This is a genomic window from Streptomyces sp. NPDC088732, from assembly GCF_044751205.1.
GTDB lineage: Bacteria > Actinomycetota > Actinomycetes > Streptomycetales > Streptomycetaceae > Actinacidiphila.
The window spans coordinates 14,789-31,756 of the sequence record NZ_JBIVLI010000017.1 but is presented as its reverse complement, the minus strand read 5'-3'; the positions used below and the strand labels follow the sequence as shown (position 1 = coordinate 31,756).

Annotated in this window: 18 protein-coding genes; 11 read left to right on the top strand and 7 right to left on the bottom strand. The window is 71.2% G+C overall.

From position 1 onward, the window contains the following. The first annotated feature begins 8 nt into the window (after positions 1 to 8). The 10 genes from ACIP9H_RS27105 (at position 9) to ACIP9H_RS27060 (ending at position 8,712) form a co-directional block, all read left to right on the top strand. A complete protein-coding gene (locus ACIP9H_RS27105; RefSeq protein WP_319660047.1) occupies positions 9 to 422 on the top strand; it encodes a roadblock/LC7 domain-containing protein in 414 nt (137 codons plus the stop codon). A gap of 71 nt (positions 423 to 493) precedes the next feature. After that, a complete protein-coding gene (locus tag ACIP9H_RS27100; RefSeq protein ID WP_319659775.1) occupies positions 494 to 901 on the top strand; it encodes a DUF742 domain-containing protein in 408 nt (135 codons plus the stop codon). Further along, positions 882 to 1,490, top strand: coding sequence for an ATP/GTP-binding protein (locus ACIP9H_RS27095; RefSeq protein ID WP_319659776.1), 609 nt, complete (start codon positions 882 to 884; stop codon positions 1,488 to 1,490). The genes ACIP9H_RS27100 and ACIP9H_RS27095 overlap by 20 nt, the downstream gene beginning before the upstream one ends. Positions 1,491 to 1,946: 456 nt before the next feature. Next, positions 1,947 to 5,090: a nitrate- and nitrite sensing domain-containing protein gene (locus tag ACIP9H_RS27090; RefSeq protein WP_401961269.1), complete on the top strand. Its 3,144-nt coding sequence runs from the start codon at positions 1,947 to 1,949 to the stop codon at positions 5,088 to 5,090. Positions 5,091 to 5,099: 9 nt separating this feature from the next. Next, the gene (locus ACIP9H_RS27085) at positions 5,100 to 5,513 is read left to right on the top strand and encodes a roadblock/LC7 domain-containing protein (RefSeq protein WP_018562059.1); all 414 of its coding nucleotides are present in this window, start codon (positions 5,100 to 5,102) and stop codon (positions 5,511 to 5,513) included. A gap of 71 nt (positions 5,514 to 5,584) precedes the next feature. Continuing rightward, positions 5,585 to 6,148, top strand: a complete 564-nt coding sequence (locus ACIP9H_RS27080) for a DUF742 domain-containing protein (RefSeq protein ID WP_401591476.1) — start codon at positions 5,585 to 5,587, stop codon at positions 6,146 to 6,148. Further along, entirely contained in the window at positions 6,129 to 6,707 is a 579-nt protein-coding gene (locus ACIP9H_RS27075; RefSeq protein WP_360911084.1) for an ATP/GTP-binding protein, read from the top strand. Before ACIP9H_RS27080 ends, ACIP9H_RS27075 begins: the two co-directional genes overlap by 20 nt. Positions 6,708 to 6,862: 155 nt before the next feature. Further along, complete coding sequence (locus ACIP9H_RS27070) at positions 6,863 to 7,843, top strand: hypothetical protein (protein WP_401591478.1); 981 nt, start codon at positions 6,863 to 6,865, stop codon at positions 7,841 to 7,843. Next, the gene (locus tag ACIP9H_RS27065; protein WP_401591480.1) at positions 7,816 to 7,968 is read left to right on the top strand and encodes a hypothetical protein; all 153 of its coding nucleotides are present in this window, start codon (positions 7,816 to 7,818) and stop codon (positions 7,966 to 7,968) included. Before ACIP9H_RS27070 ends, ACIP9H_RS27065 begins: the two co-directional genes overlap by 28 nt. Before the next feature lie 51 nt (positions 7,969 to 8,019). Then, the gene (locus ACIP9H_RS27060) at positions 8,020 to 8,712 is read left to right on the top strand and encodes a hypothetical protein (protein WP_401591482.1); all 693 of its coding nucleotides are present in this window, start codon (positions 8,020 to 8,022) and stop codon (positions 8,710 to 8,712) included. Positions 8,713 to 8,782: 70 nt separating this feature from the next. On the opposite strand, the gene ACIP9H_RS27055 is transcribed toward ACIP9H_RS27060, so the two are convergent. From ACIP9H_RS27055 to ACIP9H_RS27040, 4 genes are all read right to left on the bottom strand, one after another. Then, on the bottom strand, positions 8,783 to 9,001 hold the full coding sequence (locus tag ACIP9H_RS27055; RefSeq protein ID WP_401591484.1) for an acyl-CoA carboxylase epsilon subunit: 219 nt from the start codon (positions 8,999 to 9,001) through the stop codon (positions 8,783 to 8,785). A 14-nt stretch (positions 9,002 to 9,015) separates the two neighbouring features. Continuing rightward, positions 9,016 to 10,638 (bottom strand): acyl-CoA carboxylase subunit beta, encoded by a 1,623-nt coding sequence (locus tag ACIP9H_RS27050; RefSeq protein ID WP_401591486.1) that lies wholly within the window; start codon positions 10,636 to 10,638, stop codon positions 9,016 to 9,018. A 167-nt stretch (positions 10,639 to 10,805) separates the two neighbouring features. Then, a complete protein-coding gene (locus ACIP9H_RS27045; RefSeq protein ID WP_401591488.1) occupies positions 10,806 to 11,678 on the bottom strand; it encodes an HpcH/HpaI aldolase/citrate lyase family protein in 873 nt (290 codons plus the stop codon). Continuing rightward, positions 11,675 to 12,745: an HpcH/HpaI aldolase/citrate lyase family protein gene (locus ACIP9H_RS27040; protein ID WP_401591490.1), complete on the bottom strand. Its 1,071-nt coding sequence runs from the start codon at positions 12,743 to 12,745 to the stop codon at positions 11,675 to 11,677. Before ACIP9H_RS27040 ends, ACIP9H_RS27045 begins: the two co-directional genes overlap by 4 nt. 225 nt (positions 12,746 to 12,970) lie before the next feature. On the opposite strand from ACIP9H_RS27040, the gene ACIP9H_RS27035 reads away from it, so the two are divergent. Next, positions 12,971 to 13,804, top strand: a complete 834-nt coding sequence (locus ACIP9H_RS27035; protein WP_401961263.1) for an MOSC domain-containing protein — start codon at positions 12,971 to 12,973, stop codon at positions 13,802 to 13,804. 76 nt (positions 13,805 to 13,880) lie between these two features. Here ACIP9H_RS27035 and ACIP9H_RS27030 read toward each other — a convergent pair whose 3' ends face one another. From ACIP9H_RS27030 to cimA, 3 genes are all read right to left on the bottom strand, one after another. Beyond that, the gene (locus ACIP9H_RS27030; protein WP_401961261.1) at positions 13,881 to 14,387 is read right to left on the bottom strand and encodes a hypothetical protein; all 507 of its coding nucleotides are present in this window, start codon (positions 14,385 to 14,387) and stop codon (positions 13,881 to 13,883) included. A 181-nt stretch (positions 14,388 to 14,568) separates the two neighbouring features. Further along, positions 14,569 to 14,910: a hypothetical protein gene (locus ACIP9H_RS27025; RefSeq protein ID WP_401961259.1), complete on the bottom strand. Its 342-nt coding sequence runs from the start codon at positions 14,908 to 14,910 to the stop codon at positions 14,569 to 14,571. Positions 14,911 to 15,348: 438 nt separating this feature from the next. Beyond that, complete coding sequence (gene cimA, locus ACIP9H_RS27020) at positions 15,349 to 16,950, bottom strand: citramalate synthase (protein ID WP_401591497.1); 1,602 nt, start codon at positions 16,948 to 16,950, stop codon at positions 15,349 to 15,351. Positions 16,951 to 16,968 lie beyond the last annotated feature (18 nt).

Below are 16,968 nucleotides of genomic sequence, written 5' to 3'. Positions count from 1 at the left end.
TGAGCCAGATGAGCCAGGCGGCACAGAATCTGAACTGGTTGATCACCAACTTCGTGGACAACACCCCCGGGGTGTCCCACACGGTGGTGGTCTCCGCCGACGGCCTGCTGCTGGCGATGTCCGAGGGTTTCCCCCGGGACCGCGCCGATCAGCTGGCGGCCGTGGCCTCCGGTCTGACCTCGCTGACCGCGGGTGCGTCCCGCATCTTCGAGGGCGGCAACGTCAATCAGACGGTGGTGGAGATGGAGCGCGGCTTCCTCCTCCTGATGACGATCTCGGACGGATCCTCGCTGTGCGTTCTCGCGCACCCCGAGTGCGACATCGGCCTCGTCGGCTACGAGATGGCGCTGCTCGTCGACCGAGCGGGCGCCGTCCTGACCCCCGACCTGCGCGCTGAACTCCAAGGCAGTCTGATGGGCTGAGCTCGTGTGAGCCCGGCCGACAACCGCCCCATGACAAGAGAACCGCGTCCGCTCTTATCCGGAGGACCTTCATGACACCGCCGCCTGCCTCGCCCGGCCCGTACGGCGCGCCCCACCATGCGCCGTACGGGGGCGAAGGCGACCAGCCGCTGGTGCGGCCGTACGCCATGACCGGTGGTCGCACCCGGCCTCGCTACCAGCTCGCCATCGAGGCGCTGGTGAGCACCACTGCCGAGCCGGGTGCCTACCAGGGGATGCTCCCCGAACACCAGCGCATCTGCCACCTGTGCCTGGAGATCAAGTCGGTCGCCGAGATCTCCGCACTGCTGGCGATTCCGCTGGGGGTGGCCCGGATCCTGGTGGCCGACCTGGCTGAGGCCGGGATGGTCGCCATCCACCAGCCGAGCAGCGGCGAGGCCGGCGGACAGCCTGATGTGACACTGCTCGAAAGGGTGCTCAGTGGACTTCGCAAGCTCTAGGCCGGGGCAGCAGGCGGCGTACGGTGCGCCGCCCGCGGCCCGTGCCACCACCTCGGCGAAGATCGTGGTGGCCGGTGGCTTCGGCGTGGGCAAGACCACGTTCGTCGGAGCGGTCTCGGAGATCAACCCGCTCCGCACGGAGGCCGTGATGACCTCCGCGTCCGCGGGTGTCGACGACCTGACCCACGTGGCCGACAAGACGACCACGACCGTGGCGATGGACTTCGGCCGTATCACGCTCGACGACGACCTGATCCTGTACCTGTTCGGTACGCCGGGTCAGGACCGCTTCTGGTTCATGTGGGACGACCTCGTGCGCGGCGCCATCGGCGCGGTCGTGCTGGTCGACACCCGCCGGCTGGCGGACTGCTTCCCGGCCGTGGACTACTTCGAGAACAGCGGTCTGCCCTTCGTCATCGCCCTCAACGGGTTCGACGGCCACCAGCCGTACACGCCCGACGAGGTGCGCGAGGCACTTCAGATCGGCCCCGAGGCGCCGATCATCACCACCGACGCGCGGCACCGCGCGGAGGCGAAGAGCGCGCTCATCACGCTCGTCGAACACGCATTGCTCGCTCGCCTCAAGTAAGCACTCCAGCTTGCCACTTCGGGTACGGACCGGCTGTGTCTTTTGACATGGCCGGTCCTTCTGTTCATAACGTTTCGACCGCGAATCGGAACATCTCGAACACCGCCCGCGCCCGACCGGCTTCACTGCGCATACATCGCCCTGCTGAAATGCCACCGCTTTATGCTTATGCCCCTTTTAACAAGCGCGTGATCATGGGTTCGGCATCGCCGCCGGAGGTTTGTGGAGCACCCCCATGACGTGCTGGAATTCATCGAAACCCGAGAGTAGGAACGACGCCGCCGGCGTCGTCGCCGAGAGGTTGTTGGTCGAGTGAGGAACACGAGGCGCGCAGAGCCGGGTCCCGCGGACCACCCGCGTGGCAATTTCACCCCGCCCGCGCGACACGGCGCGGCGCAGACCGCGACCGCTCCTGAGATCACGGAGCCGGTCGCCGCGTCGGGCAGCCGTTTTGCCATGCGCAACTGGCGGGTGGCCACCCGCCTGAACGTCATCCTCCTCATCCCGGTGCTCGTCGCCCTGGTCTTCGGCGGCTTCCGGGTGCAGACGGCCGTACAGACCTGGCAGGACGCCGACGACGCGGTGCGGACCGCGCGCGCCGTCCGGGCCGCGGTGGACTACGCCAATGCCGTGTTGAACGAGCGCGACGTCAGCGTGGTTCCCCTGCTCCAGGGCGACAAGGAGGACAAGACCGTGGTCGCGGCGCGTGCCGCCACCGACGCGGCCGCCTCCGCCTTCGACGCCACGGTGCGCGAGCTGCCCGCGGACGAGCGCCTCCAACGCCGTGTGGCCAACATCCGCGAGGGCGAGAAGGTCCTGGCCAAGCTGCGCGAGACCGCCTTCACCCGGCAGCTGCCCGGCGTGCAGACCGAGGAGAAGTACGTCGAGATCCAGCACCCGTTGATGGAGCTGGCGAACGAACTCGGTTTTGGCACCAGCAGCGTCGCCTCCTACGGACGCACGCTGTACGCCATCGAGCTGGCCAAGGCCGCCGAGTCGCTGACCCGCTCCATCGGCACCCACCTCCTGGTCGAGGACCGCTCCAAGCTGGCCCCCGAGGAACTGAAGACCCAGCTCACCTCCTTCGCCTCGTACGCCTACCTCCAGCAGGTCGCCGAGGCGGAGTACAAGGGCGGCGGCACCGCGGCCGACTACCAGCGCCTCCAGGACGAGCAGGCCGCGGCACAGCAGAAGGGCAAGGAGCAGGTCACCCAGGCCGCGCAGGCGGCCAAGGACGCCGGCCAGCCCTTCGTCACCCCGCCGGACCTGCTGTCGATGATCAAGCTGATCGCCTCCGGTGAGGACCCGGCGAGCCTCAAGACGAAGGGCATCACGGAGCAGAGCTGGTTCGGCGCCACCACACTCGGCTTCGAGGCGTACCAGAACGTCGAGAAGCACCTGGCGGACCAGGCGCTGAAGGACTCCAGCGACATCGCCGACAGCGCCCGCATCGAGGCGATCGTCAACTCCGCCATCGTGCTGGTGGCCCTGATCATCGCCTTCATCGTCGCCGCGATGATGGCCCGTTCGATGAGCAACAGCATGCGGCGGCTGCGCACCTCGGCCTTCGATGTCGCCGAGCAGCGCCTGCCGGCGCTGGTCGACCAGCTGTCCCGGACCGACCCCGGCAAGATCGACACTCGCGTCGAGCCGATCCCGATCAACTCCAACGACGAGATCGGCGAGGTCGCCCGCGCCTTCGACCAGATCCACCGCGAGGCCGTGCGGCTCGCCGCCGAGCAGGCACTGCTCCGCGGCAACGTCAACGCGATCTTCACCAACCTCTCCCGCCGCAACCAGGGCCTCATCCAGCGCCAGCTGACGCTGATCACGGACCTGGAGAACAACGAGGGCGACCCGGACCAGCTGTCCAGCCTCTTCAAGCTCGACCACCTCGCGACCCGTATGCGCCGCAACGGCGAGAACCTCCTGGTCCTCGCCGGCGAGGAGCCGGGCCGCCGGTGGAACCAGCCGGTCCCGCTGGTCGACGTGCTGCGCGCCGCGGCCTCCGAAGTGGAGGCGTACGAGCGCATCGAGCTGGTCGGCATCCCGGAGACGGACATCCACGGCACCGCCGTGACCGACCTCGTGCACCTGCTGGCCGAGCTGCTGGAGAACGCCACGACGTTCTCGTCGCCGCAGACCAGGGTCCGCGTCACCGCGACCCGGCTGCCCGACGGCCGTGTGATGGTCGAGATCCACGACAAGGGCATCGGCCTCACGGCCGAGGACTTCGCGGACATCAACCACAAGCTGGCCGACCCGCCCACGGTCGACGCCTCGATCTCCAAGCGCATGGGCCTGTTCGTGGTCGGCCGCCTCGCCGACCGGCACGGCATCCGCGTGCAGCTGCGCCCCTCGGGCGAGCAGGCGGGCACCACGTCGCTGGTCATGCTCCCCGAGCCCATCACCCACGGTGGCGGCGGCGAGGAGATACCGCTGGACGACGACTTCACGGTGTCCCGGATGATGCCGGAGGCCGAGACCGAGTCCTTCGCCGCGTACGGGCCGACCGCCGCCGAGCTCGGCTTCGACGACTCCCGCTACGACCGCGCGGAGGCACCGGGCGACGCCCGTGCGCTGGACCCGGTCGGCCGCTCCCTGAAGCGCGGCGAGCGCCGTGCCCAGCTGGAGGCCGCGGCCAACGACCGCGGCGAGCGCCCGCTGTTCCGCGACGAGGCCGGCGGGCAGCAGGAGGCCTTCGACGGCTTCGAGTCCCCGGCCGCCGCGGAATCCTTCCCGCAGGACGCCTTCCCGCAGGACGCCTTCGCCCAGGAGGCCTTCCCGCAGAACGGGTTCGACGCCCAGGGATTCCCCGAGCAGCCCCTCCCGGCGCAGCAGGGCTTCGCGGAGCAGCACGGCTACGACACGCAGGCCGCGCCCTTCCAGGAGCCCGCGTACACCGACGGCGGCTTCCCGGCCCCGGCGCCCGAGTACGACGCCGCCCAGGCCGGCTACGGCCAGGACGGCTGGCAGCAGCAGAACGGCTACGCGCAGGACGGCTGGAGCGCCCAGCAGCCCGCGCCGCAGCAGGAGATGCCCCAGGCCACGGCCTACCCCGAGGCGCCCGCGGCCGATTCCGCCACTGGCGCCCCCTTCGAGGCCCCGGACCGCGTAGGCTTCGACGGGCCGGGACCGTCCTCAGGCCCGCTGCACACGACCGTGACGGACGCGGGCCTGCCGCGCCGCGACCGCGGGCGGCAGCAGTCCGGACCGTCGGTGCCGGCCCAGTCGGAGCCCCAGCCGACGACCGGCTTCCCCACGCAGCCGGCCCCCGCGACGCCGGCCGGGACGCCGGACACCTCGGTGGAGTCCTCCGAATGGCGTTCCACGAACGACGAGAACTGGCAGCGGGCCGAACAGGCCCGCAAGCCCAAGGCCGGCGGGGTCACCCCCTCCGGCCTGCCCCGGCGGGTCCCCAAGGCCAACCTGGTCCCGGGCACCGCACAGCAGACTCCGCAGGGCGGCCCCATGGTCTCCCGAGCACCCGAGGACGTCCGCGGCCGACTGAGCAATCTGCGGCGCGGTGTCCAGCAGGGGCGTACTGCGGGAACTGACACGAACGGCCAGGGCTTCGGCCCCAAGCACCAGGAGCGTTAGTTGAGTCCGATGAGCCAGGCGGCACAGAACCTGAACTGGTTGATCACCAGTTTCGTGGACCAGACCCCAGGGGTCTCCCATACGGTTGTGGTCTCTGCCGACGGCCTGCTGCTGGCGATGTCCGAAGGGTTCCCGCGGGACCGCGCGGACCAGCTGGCCGCCGTGGCCTCGGGGCTGACCTCGCTGACCGCGGGTGCCTCGCGGATCTTCGAGGGCGGCCATGTGAACCAGACCGTCGTGGAGATGGAGCGCGGCTTCCTCTTCATCATGTCCGTCTCCGACGGATCCTCGCTGGCCGTGCTCGCGCACCCCGAGTGCGACATCGGCCTCGTGGGCTACGAGATGGCCCTGCTGGTGGACCGGGCGGGCAATGTGCTCACCCCCGATCTGCGCGCGGAACTGCAGGGCAGCCTGCTCAACTAACGGACAGGCATGCGAGCGCGTCCGGGGACCCGTAGGGTTCTCGGACGCGCTACCCAGCTGGAGGAGGAACCGTGGCAACGCCCCCAGGCGGAGATCAGTACGGCAATCACCAACAGCAGCCGCCCCTCAAGCGGTTCAACTTCCCCTCGGCGCCCACCCCGGAGCCACCCCCCGCCTTCGGCGGTGGGACCCAGGAACCGGGCGGCAGGCCGTCGCATCGGCAGCCGAGGATCCAGCCGTACGAACCCCCGCAGGCACCGTCACCGCGCACGGCCCCGGCCGGACGCACCTCCCCGTCCGGGCTGGTCCGCCCGTACGCGATGACCGGTGGCCGCACCCGGCCGCGCTACCAGCTCGCCCTCGAGGCACTGGTCAGCACGACCGCGGACGCGTCACAGCTGCGGGGGCAGTTGCCGGAGCACCAGCGGATCTGCATCCTCTGCCGGGAGATCAAGTCGGTCGCGGAAATCTCCGCGCTTCTCTCCATCCCCCTCGGCGTCGCCCGAATCCTCGTCGCCGACCTGGCGGAGGCCGGTCTCGTCGCCATTCACCAGCCCGGTGGCGACGATGCCTCGGGCGGACAGCCAGACGTGACACTGCTCGAAAGGGTGCTCAGTGGACTTCGCAAGCTCTAGCGGTCCAGCTCGCTCAACCACCTCGGCGAAGATCGTGGTGGCGGGCGGCTTCGGCGTGGGCAAGACCACGTTCGTCGGTGCCGTATCGGAGATCAACCCGCTGCGTACCGAAGCCGTGATGACCTCCGCCTCGGCGGGCATCGACGACCTGACCCACGCGCCGGACAAGACCACGACCACCGTGGCCATGGACTTCGGCCGTATCACGCTGGACGAGGACCTGATCCTGTACCTGTTCGGTACGCCGGGTCAGGACCGCTTCTGGTTCATGTGGGACGACCTGGTGCGCGGCGCCATCGGCGCGGTCGTCCTGGTGGACACCCGCCGGCTGGCCGATTGCTTCCCGGCCGTGGACTACTTCGAGAACAGCGGGCTGCCCTTCGTCATCGCCCTCAACGGCTTCGACGGACACCAGCCGTACAACCCGGAGGAGGTCCGGGAGGCGCTGCAGATCGGCCCCGAGGCCCCCATCATCACCACCGACGCCCGCCACCGCGGCGAGGCGAAGAGCGCGCTCATCACGCTGGTGGAGCACGCGCTGATGGCGCGGCTGCGGTAACGGCGGTCCGCACGACGCGAAAGGCCCCGCACGGCGAGTGCGGGGCCTTCGCGTTTCTGCCATGTTTGTCGTGCAACTGCCAGGCCCCGCACGGCGTTTGACAGAAGTGGAACGGAAGAGGCGCTTCGGCGCGCCCGAGTCGGCGGGGGTGGCCCATGGGTGTCGTGCTGCCGGACGAACTGGCGTGGCTCCTCGACCTGATCGGCATCATGTGGCCGAACGTCGACGAGGACGACTACCGCGAAATGGCCACGGCCCTGAGGGAGTTCGCCGACGACGTGGACCACGGCGGAGGCGGCCTGCACGACGCGGTCGCGGGCCTGCTCGGGGCGACCGAGGGCCCCGCGGTCGACGCCTTCAACTCCCACTGGAACAAGGTCGGTTCCCATCTGGGCAATCTGGCGGACGCCGGACGGCTGGGCGCCACCGCGCTCGACGGGGTGGCCCTCGTCGTCGAGGGCGCCAAGATCGCCGCCGTGGTCCAGCTCGGCATCCTGGCCGCCGAGGTGATCGCCGCCCAGGCCGCCGCGCCGTTCACGCTCGGCCTGTCCGAACTCGGCGCCGCCGGGGCCACCCAGGCGACCCGGCTCATCGTCAAACGCCTGTTCAAGGAGGCCGCCCAGCAGGCCCAGGACCAAGTGATCGGGCTGGCGACCGGGCCGGTGTACGCGGCCCTCGGCAACATGGCCGGCGACCTGGCCATCCAGCTCGGCGCCAACGCGCTCGGCATCCAGCACGGCGTCGACCTCGGCCGTGCCGCCGACGTGGCAAGGGCGGCTTCGAGCAGGGCGTCCAGGACTCCCGTCACCAGCTCACCGGGGGCAAGGACGGCGGCTTTGTGCTGGCCTCCGCCGGCGGCGGCACTGGCGGCACGTCCGGGAGCGGGGGCGGCGGCGGTCGGATCCGGCACGACGAGAGCGCGTACGCCGACTTCGACACCCAGGTCGACAGCCACGGCCAGGACATGCGGTCCCGCGGCAGCGAGCGGATCCGGCGCGCCAACGACCGCCACGCCCGGGTCAAGGGCAAGGGCGGCGAACTCACCCAGGCCGCGGAGCAGTTCATCGAGACCCTCCCCCGGACCCCGGCGCCCCGCGGGCTGCGGGCGGTGTGGCGGCGGGCGGCCCCCGCGCTGACGGCGCTCGGCCTCACCGGGCCCGAACACGCCGCCGTCCTCCACACGGCCGCGCTGGCCGAGGACCCGAAACTGGCCGGGTACCTCGAACCCCTGGCCCGCCTGCACTCCTGGACGGCACGGTGAGCCACCACCGGGCCGGCGACGGCCCTGGCACCCGGCGGGGGCGGGCTGCTCGTGGCCGACCCGGTGGGCCGGCTGACCGTGCTGGACCCGGCGACCGGCGCGGTCCTCTCCCGCCTCCCGCTCGACGCCGCCCTGCGTCCGGTGGGCATCGCGCCGGCCGCGGGCGGCGGTCTGCTGCTCCTCGACGCGGACGAGGCCCTGCAGACCGCGGGTGCGATGTCCAACGCCCTGTCCCGGGTGGCCGACGTCCACAACGCCGCGAGGACGCCGCCCACGGCGGTCGCCGCCCACGGCAGCCGTGTCGCCGTGGGGGACGCCGACGGCCGTGTGTACGTGTGGGACGCCACGGCCCACGACCGCGGCCCGGTCACCCGCAGGCTGCATCCCGCGCCCGTCACGGCGGCGGCCCTCGTCGGCGCCGTCGGTCTCGCCCTGTGCCTGAGCGGTGGGGCGGACGGCACCCTGCGCCTGTGGGAGACGGGCGGCGACCCGATGCCGGAGCCCGTCGACCGCCGCGAGGCCGTCGTGACGTCGCTCGCGGCCGCCGAGACCCCCTCGGGGTCCGTGGCGGCCGTCGCCTGGTCCGACGGCGAGGTGCACCTGTGGGACCTCCCGGCGGGCACCCGGCGGGCGGTGGTGCCCCCGTACCGCGCGGAAGCGCTCGCGCTCTGTGGCGACGGCACGCTGTTCGTGGCCGGCACGGCGGGCGTCGCCGCGCTCGGCACCTCCCGCACGCCGTCCTGAACCTCGACACGACGGTGGCGCGGCACCCCCGGAGGGGTACCGCGCCACCGTTGCGAACGGGACCGGAGGGTCAGCTGCGCCAGCTGTGCGGCGCGCTGAAGCCGGACTGCCGCTCCAGGCGGCGCCAGCCGGCCGTGGAGCGGGGCTTGACGAAGGCGGTCGTGTCCTGGCCCTGGGCCGCGGCGCGGGCGAGGAGGACGGCCGTCAGGGCGGCCAGTTCCTCGTCGCTGGCGTGGCCGCGCTCGACGCGAACGAGCGCCGCGGCGGAGCTGTCGGCAGGAGTGCTCACGGGGTCGGTCTCCCTTACTGGGGCGGGTTGCCGTGCTTGCGGGACGGCAGGTCGGCGTGCTTGGTGCGCAGCATGGCGAGCGAGCGGATGAGGACCTCGCGGGTCTCGGCGGGGTCGATCACGTCGTCCACGAGGCCGCGCTCGGCCGCGTAGTACGGGTGCATCAGCTCGGACTTGTACTCCTTGACCATGCGGGCGCGCATGGCCTCGGGGTCGTCGGCGTCGGCGATCTGCCGCCGGAAGATGACGTTGGCGGCACCCTCGGCGCCCATCACGGCGATCTCGTTGGTGGGCCAGGCGTAGGTCAGGTCGGCACCGATCGACTGGCTGTCCATGACGATGTAGGCACCTCCGTACGCCTTGCGCAGGATCAGCGAGATCCGCGGCACGGTGGCGTTGCAGTACGCGTACAGCAGCTTGGCGCCGTGCCGGATGATGCCACCGTGCTCCTGGTCGACGCCCGGGAGGAAGCCGGGGACGTCCAGAAGAGTGATGAGCGGGATGTTGAAGGCGTCGCACATCTGCACGAACCGGGCCGACTTCTCGCTGGCCTCGATGTCGAGCACACCCGCCAGGGAGGCGGGCTGGTTGGCGATGATGCCGACCACCTGGCCGTCGAGGCGGGCCAGGGCGACGATGATGTTGGTCGCCCAGCGCTCGTGGATCTCCAGGTACTCGCCCTCGTCGACGATCTCCTCGATCACCTGGTGCATGTCGTAGGAGCGGTTGCCGTCGGCCGGGACGATGTCCAGCAGGACGTCGCCGCGCCGGTCGGCCGGGTCGCTGGTGGGGGCCGACGGCGGGTTCTCGCGGTTGTTCTGCGGCAGCATCGACAGCAGGTAGCGGACCTCTTCCAGGCAGGTCTGCTCGTCGTCGTACGCGAAGTGCGAGACACCGGAGATCTCGGAGTGGACGTCGGCGCCGCCGAGCCCGTTCTGCGTGATCTTCTCGCCGGTGACGGCCTGGACGACGTCCGGGCCCGTGATGAACATCTGCGAGGTCTCACGGACCATGAAGACGAAGTCGGTGAGCGCCGGGGAGTACGCGGCGCCGCCGGCGCACGGGCCGAGCATCACCGAGATCTGCGGGATGACACCGGAGGCGCGGGTGTTGCGCTGGAAGATGCCGCCGTAGCCGGCGAGCGCGGAGACGCCTTCCTGGATGCGGGCGCCGGCGCCGTCGTTCAGCGAGACCAGCGGGGCGCCGGCCGCGATGGCCATGTCCATGATCTTGTGGATCTTGGAGGCGTGGGCCTCGCCCAGCGCGCCGCCGAAGATCCGGAAGTCGTGCGCGTACACGAAGACGGTGCGGCCGTGGACGGTGCCCCAGCCGGTGATGACGCCGTCGGTGTACGGCTTCTTCGCCTCCAGGCCGAAACCGGAGGCGCGGTGCCGGCGCAGCGGCTCGACCTCGCTGAAGGTCCCCTCGTCGAGCAGCAGGTCGATCCGCTCGCGGGCGGTCAGCTTGCCCTTGGCCTTCTGGGCCTGGGTGGCCTTCTCGCTGGGGCCGAGCCGGACCTGCTCGCGGATCGCGTGCAGTTCCGCGACGCGCCCGCGCGCGTCGTTCGCCGGCTGGGCGGCTTCGTCGCCCTCCTCGGCCTCGGCAGGCTGGGTCGGCACCTCGTCCAAAACGCTCATGACATCGACCATACGAGCGCAGGGCCCTCGGAAACGGCGTCCACTTCGTACAGTGTCCGGACCCGCTTCATGGAGCATCTGGACAGAACCAACACAAGAAATGCCCCGCACGGCACGTGCGGGGCCCTTTCTTTGTAGCGGTCGTCCACCCGGACTTCAGTGAACGGTCAGCGTCCGGTCACCGCGGCGGCCAGGGCGAGGACACGCCGGGCGTCATCCACATGGAGGTTCTCGATCATCCGCCCGTCGACCGTGACGACTCCCCGGCCCTCGGCCGCGGCGGCCTCGAAAGCCTCGATGATGCGCCGGGCCTTGTCGGTTTCCTCCTCCGAGGGGGCGAAGACCCTGTTGCAGATCTCCACCTGCTTCGGGTGGATCAGCGTCTTGCCGTCGAAGCCGAACTGCCGGCCCTGGACGCACTCCGCCTCGAAGCCCGCCAGGTCCTGCACGTCGTTGTACACGCCGTCCAGGATCGCCTTGCCCGCCTCGCGGGCGCCCAGCAGGGCCAGCGACAGCCCGGTCAGCAGCGGGGCCCGGCCGGGGACGTGCTCGGCGTGCAGTTCCTTCGCCAGATCGTTGGTGCCCATCACCAGCACCGTGAGCCGCTCGGAGGCGGCCGCGACGGCACGGGCGTCCAGCATGGCGCGCGGGGTCTCGACCATCGCCCAGATCGCCGTGCGGTCGGGGGCGCCCGCGGCCTCCAGGGCCCGCTCGACGGCGTGCACGGTGGCCGCGGAGTCGACCTTGGGGACGACCACGGCGTCGGGGCCTGCCTCGGCGGCGGCCCGCAGGTCGTCCTCGTGCCACGGAGTGCCGGGCGCGTTCACCCTGATGGTCAGCTCCCGCGGCCCGTACTCCCCGGAGGCGGCCGCGGCGGCGACCCGCTTGCGGGCCTCGGCCTTGGCGTCAGGGGCGACGGAGTCCTCCAGGTCGAGGATGAGCGCGTCGGTGGGCAGGCTCTTGGCCTTCTCCAGGGCGCGCTCGTTCGCGCCGGGCATGTACAGCACGGAGCGGCGGGGCCGCAGGGTCGCGTCGGTCATCGGCTCTGCTCCTTCCAGGCGGCCTCGTACGCCTCGGCCAGTTCGGGGTCCCGGGCGGCCAGCGCGTCCGCCAGGTCGACGACGACCTTGCACTGCTTCACGGTCGCGTCGTCCTGCATCTTGCCGTCGAGCATCACCGCGCCGGTGCCGTCGCCCATCGCGTCGATGACCCTGCGCGCCCAGGCCACATCGGCGGGGGCCGGGGAGAAGACCCGCTTGGCGATGTCGATCTGCACCGGGTGCAGGCTCCACGCGCCGACGCAGCCCAGCAGGAAGGCGTTGCGGAACTGGTCCTCGCAGGCCGTGGTGTCCTTGATGTCGCCGAAGGGGCCGTAGTACGGCAGGATGCCGTGCGCGGCGCAGGCGTCGACCATGCGGGCGATGGTGTAGTGCCACAGGTCCTGCTGGTAGGTCAGCCGCGGCAGCTCCACGTCGGGGTCCTTCGGGTCCTCCCGCACGAGGTACCCCGGGTGTCCCCCGCCGACGCGGGTGGTCTTCATCCGGCGGCTCGCCGCGAGGTCGGCCGGGCCGAGCGAGATGCCCTGCATCCGGGGGCTGGCCCCGGCGATCTCCTCGACGTTGGCCACGCCCGAGGCGGTCTCCAGGATGGCGTGCACGAGGATCGGGCGGCGCACCCCGGCCCGGGCCTCCAGCTGGGCGAGCAGCCGGTCGACGTAGTGGATGTCCTCGGCGCCCTCGACCTTGGGCACCATGACGACGTCGAGCCGGTCGCCGATCTCGGTGACGAGCGTGATCAGGTCGTCCAGGGCCCACGGCGAGTCGAGGCTGTTGACCCGGGTCCACAGCTGTGTGTCGCCGAACTCGGTCCCCTTCGCGATGGCGACCAGGCCCGCCCGCGCGGCCTCCTTGCGGTCGGCGGCGACGGCGTCCTCCAGATTGCCCAGCAGGACGTCCACGGTGGGCGCGATGGCGGGGACCTTGGCCGCCATCTTCTCGTTGCCCGGATCGAAGAAGTGGATCATCCGCGAGGGCCGGAACGGTACCTCCCGTACGGGGGCCGGGGCCCCCACGGCCAGCGGTCGGAAGAAGTCCTTCGCGGAACGCATGCGGTCTCCCAGGGGTCGAGGGTGGGGAGCGTACGGCGCTCACCCTATGATCCGCGGGGGTTCGGCGTTACTGGTCAGTACGTGTGCTGTTGGTCACCGAGCGTCCACGGCCCCGGCGGCGGCAGGGGCACGCGGCCGCGCGCCGGTGGGCCGTCCGGGTGGCGGCGCCCGGCGGCCGGAACGTGGTCGAATGGCCTTTCCGCCGATCCGGGAGGAACACCGCCGATGACCACCGCGACCGTGCACAGCCTCACCCACTACCCCGTGAAGGGCTGCGCGGGCGTGCCCGTGAGCCGCGCCGAGGTGACCCCCACCGGACTGGCCCACGACCGGGTGTTCATGGTGGTGGACGCCTCCGACGGCACCTTCCGCAGCCAGCGCAAACTGCCGCGGATGGCCGTGGTACGCGCCGAGGTGACCGACGACGGCAAGCACCTGGCGCTGGCGGCGCCCGGCGCCGGGGAGGTGCGGGTGGAGGTGGCGCACGAGGGGGCGCTGCGCGAGGTGAGCATGTTCGACCGGCCGCTCGGCACGGCGGTCGACCAGGGCGAGGAGGCGGCCCGCTGGCTCTCCGACGCCCTGGGGCAGCCCTCGCGGCTGGTGCGGGTGCGGCCCGGCTTCGACCGGGACGGCTGGGGCGAGCACCCCGGAAAGGTCAACTTCGCGGACGCGCACGCCCTTTCGGTCGCGTCGCTGGCCTCGCTCGACGAGCTCAACCGGCGCATCGGCGAGCGCGGCGGTGCCCCGGTCCCCGTCGACCGCTTCCGCGCGAACATCGTGGTCGAGGGCTGGTCCGAGCCGCACACCGAGGACCGGGTGCGCCGCATGACCGCCGGCACCGCGGTGCTGGGGTACTCCGTCCGTGCGGTCCGCTGCGCGGTCCCGATGGTCGACCAGGCCACGGGGCGTACCGACGGGCCCGAGCCGGTGCGCACCCTGGCGGACTACCGGCGGGAGGCGGAGTACGGGAACAAGGTGAGCTTCGCGATGAAGGCGGCCGTGCTGCGGCCGGGAGTCGTCGCGGTCGGCGACCGCATCGAGGTCCAGGCGTGGGAGTGAGCGCCGCACCGGCCCGGACGGCGCTCCTGCGCCGCCCGGGCCGGGTCAACAGCGCTTCCTCGAAGCTCCGTCGGGGTCAGCAGCCCCCGCAGTTGTAGTAGAGGACGTCCCAGTGGTTGCCCTCGTCGGCGTAGATGTTGCCGGAGCCCGACTGGTACTGGGGCGCGCCGTCACCGCGCAGACCGATGTAGGCGAACGAGCCGTGGATGTAGTTGGTGACGCAGCTGTTCTTGCCGTAGTCGAGCTTGTAGCCGTTCCAGTGCGAGTACGTACCGCTCGCATGCCCGGTCTCGGTGCCGCCGGTGATGTTCAGGGCGCAGCCGCTCGCGTGCCTGAGCGTCACGGCACCCTGCGCGGTGGCCTGGTTCAGCTGGTCGAACGACGTGCAGGTGGCATTGTTGCGGTTGGAGCAGCCGCCGGACGACGACCAGGTGATCCCGGCGGACCGGAACATGGCCGTGGCCTGGGCGTGCGTCAACTTCGTGACGGCGTACGCGTCGTGCGGGGCGGCGAGCCCGGCGCCGGGCGCGAAGAGCACGCCGAGCGCGAGGACGAGCGCGCTCACGGCGGAGCGGAACTTCATGGGGGAACCCTCCTGCTGATGACCGTGCATCCTGTGGGGCGGCTGTGCAGGTGGAGCAGGAGGAGTGTTCCCGCGTTCTACGCGCGTATGCGCGGGAGTTGGGCCCGGCGGGCCTCACGCGGAAGGCCCCGCTGAGCGTGCGGCGGGGCCTTCGCGGGCCGACCGGCCGGGCATCCGCCCGTTACGGGAGGTCGCAGATCTGCGTCCAGCCGTTGTTGTAGCCGTTGCGGTAGCCCGTCCGGTAGTCCTGTCCGGGCTCCCTCGGGTTGAAGTTGAAGCCGAAGGCGTTGCAGGATCCGGGGGCACCCTGCTGGGCATCCGAGAGCCCGTCCCGGTTGCCCTGCTGGAATCCGCGCTGAGTGGCGGTCAGCGAGGGGACGACCTTGCCGTGCGAGGCCGTCGCCGCCGCGTCCGCGTGCGTGGGTGCGGCCGAGGCCTGCGACATCACGGCGGGCGAGAACGCGAGAGCCCCGGCTGCGACGAACGGGCTGGCCAGAAGTGCGATGGTTCGCTTCACGCGCATTTCTTGTCTTCTTCCTTCGAGACCGGGAATGCACAGACGGTGCCTCGACCTGACCAGGGCGCACGAGACGTGCCGTGATGAGTCAGGGAGCAAGAACTGCACTGCGATGCGCTGGGCACCGTCCAGCCGGCGGATTCCGGCTTCCGCCACCGTACGGCTGCGGTTTGTACTCTCCGCAACGGCGGCGTCCGTATTTCGACCGTAGCCACCCCTGGGTAAATTGTCCACCTTTGGGCTAACGCGCCTGATTGATTGGTCAACCGCCTCAACATCCGCCGCCGGAAAGGTGGATGCCTGTGGCAATCAATACGTGATGCGGTATGCCGCACGCCTTTCTGACGGCCCATGGGAAATGGCGCGTGAGAACAACGAAAATGCGGACACGGGCCGGGGCCCGTGTCCGCATGTCGTCCTTCCTCCTACGACCCGCCGTCGCGGTCAGTCCCGGCGCGGCTCGACCCCCGCGCGCAGCAGCCCGTACGCGTAGGCGTCGTCCAGCGCCTGCCAGGAGGCGGCGATGACGTTCTCGCCGACGCCGACCGTGGACCATTCGGACGTGCCGTCCGAGGTGGAGATGAGCACCCGGGTCGTGGACTCGGTGCCGTGCTTGCCCTCCAGGATGCGGACCCGGTAGTCGACCAGTTCCAGCTTCGCCAGCTGCGGGTACGTGCGCTCCAGCGCGACACGCAGCGCCCGGTCCAGGGCGTTGACGGGGCCGTTGCCCTCGGCGGTGCCCACGATGCGCTGGCCGTCGGCCCAGACCTTGACGGTCGCCTCGTTGGCGTGGATGCCGTCGGGGCGGTCCTCCACGATCGCGCGCCAGGACTCGACGCGGAAGTAGCGGATGGGCCGGCCCTCGATCTCCTCGCGCAGCAGGAGTTCGAAGGAGGCGTCGGCCGCCTCGTAGGTGTAGCCCGCGAGTTCGCGTTCCTTGACGCGTTCGACGACCCGGCCGATCAGCTCGCGGTCCCCTCCGAGGTCGACGCCGAGCTCCTTGCCCTTGAGCTCGACGGAGGCGCGGCCCGCCATGTCGGACACCAGCATGCGCATGGTGTTGCCGACGAGTTCGGGGTCGATGTGCTGGTAGAGGTCGGGGTCGACCTTGATGGCGGAGGCGTGCAGACCCGCCTTGTGGGCGAACGCGGAGACTCCGACGTACGGCTGATGCGTGGAAGGCGTGAGATTGACGACCTCGGCGATCGCGTGCGAGATCCGGGTCATGTCGGCGAGCGCGCCCTCGGGCAGCACGGTGCGGCCGTACTTGAGCTCCAGCGCCGCGACGACGGGGAAGAGGTTGGCGTTGCCGACCCGCTCGCCGTAGCCGTTGGCGGTGCACTGCACGTGCGTGGCGCCCGCGTCGACCGCGGCCAGGCTGTTGGCGACCGCGCACCCGGTGTCGTCCTGGGCGTGGATGCCCAGGCGGGCGCCGGTGTCGGCGAGGACGGTGCGGACGACGGCGGTCACCTGCGCGGGCAGCATCCCGCCGTTGGTGTCGCACAGGACGACGACGTCGGCGCCGGCCTCGTGCGCGGCGCGGACGACGGCCTTCGCGTAGACCGGATTGGCCTTGTAGCCGTCGAAGAAGTGCTCGCAGTCGACGAAGACCCTGCGGCCCTCGGAGCGCAGGTGGGAGACGGTGTCCCGGACCATCTCCAGGTTCTCCTCCAGCGTGGTGCGCAGCGCCAGCTCGACATGGCGGTCGTGCGACTTCGCGACCAGCGTGATGACCGGCGCTCCGGACTCCAGCAGCGCCCTGACCTGGGGGTCCTCGGCGGCGCTGCCTCCGGGGCGGCGGGTGGCGCCGAAGGCGACCAGTTGCGCGTGGCGCAGGTCGAGCTCGCCGGCGGCCCGGGCGAAGAACTCGGTGTCGCGCGGGTTGGCGCCGGGCCAGCCGCCCTCGATGAATCCCACCCCGAAGTCGTCCAGGTGCCGGGCGATCGTCAGCTTGTCGGCGACGGTGAGGTTGATGCCCTCGCGCTGCGCGCCGTCGCGCAGCGTGGTGTCGAAGACGTGGAAGCTGTCGTCCAGTACGGCCGTCATGGTCTGATCCAACTCCTG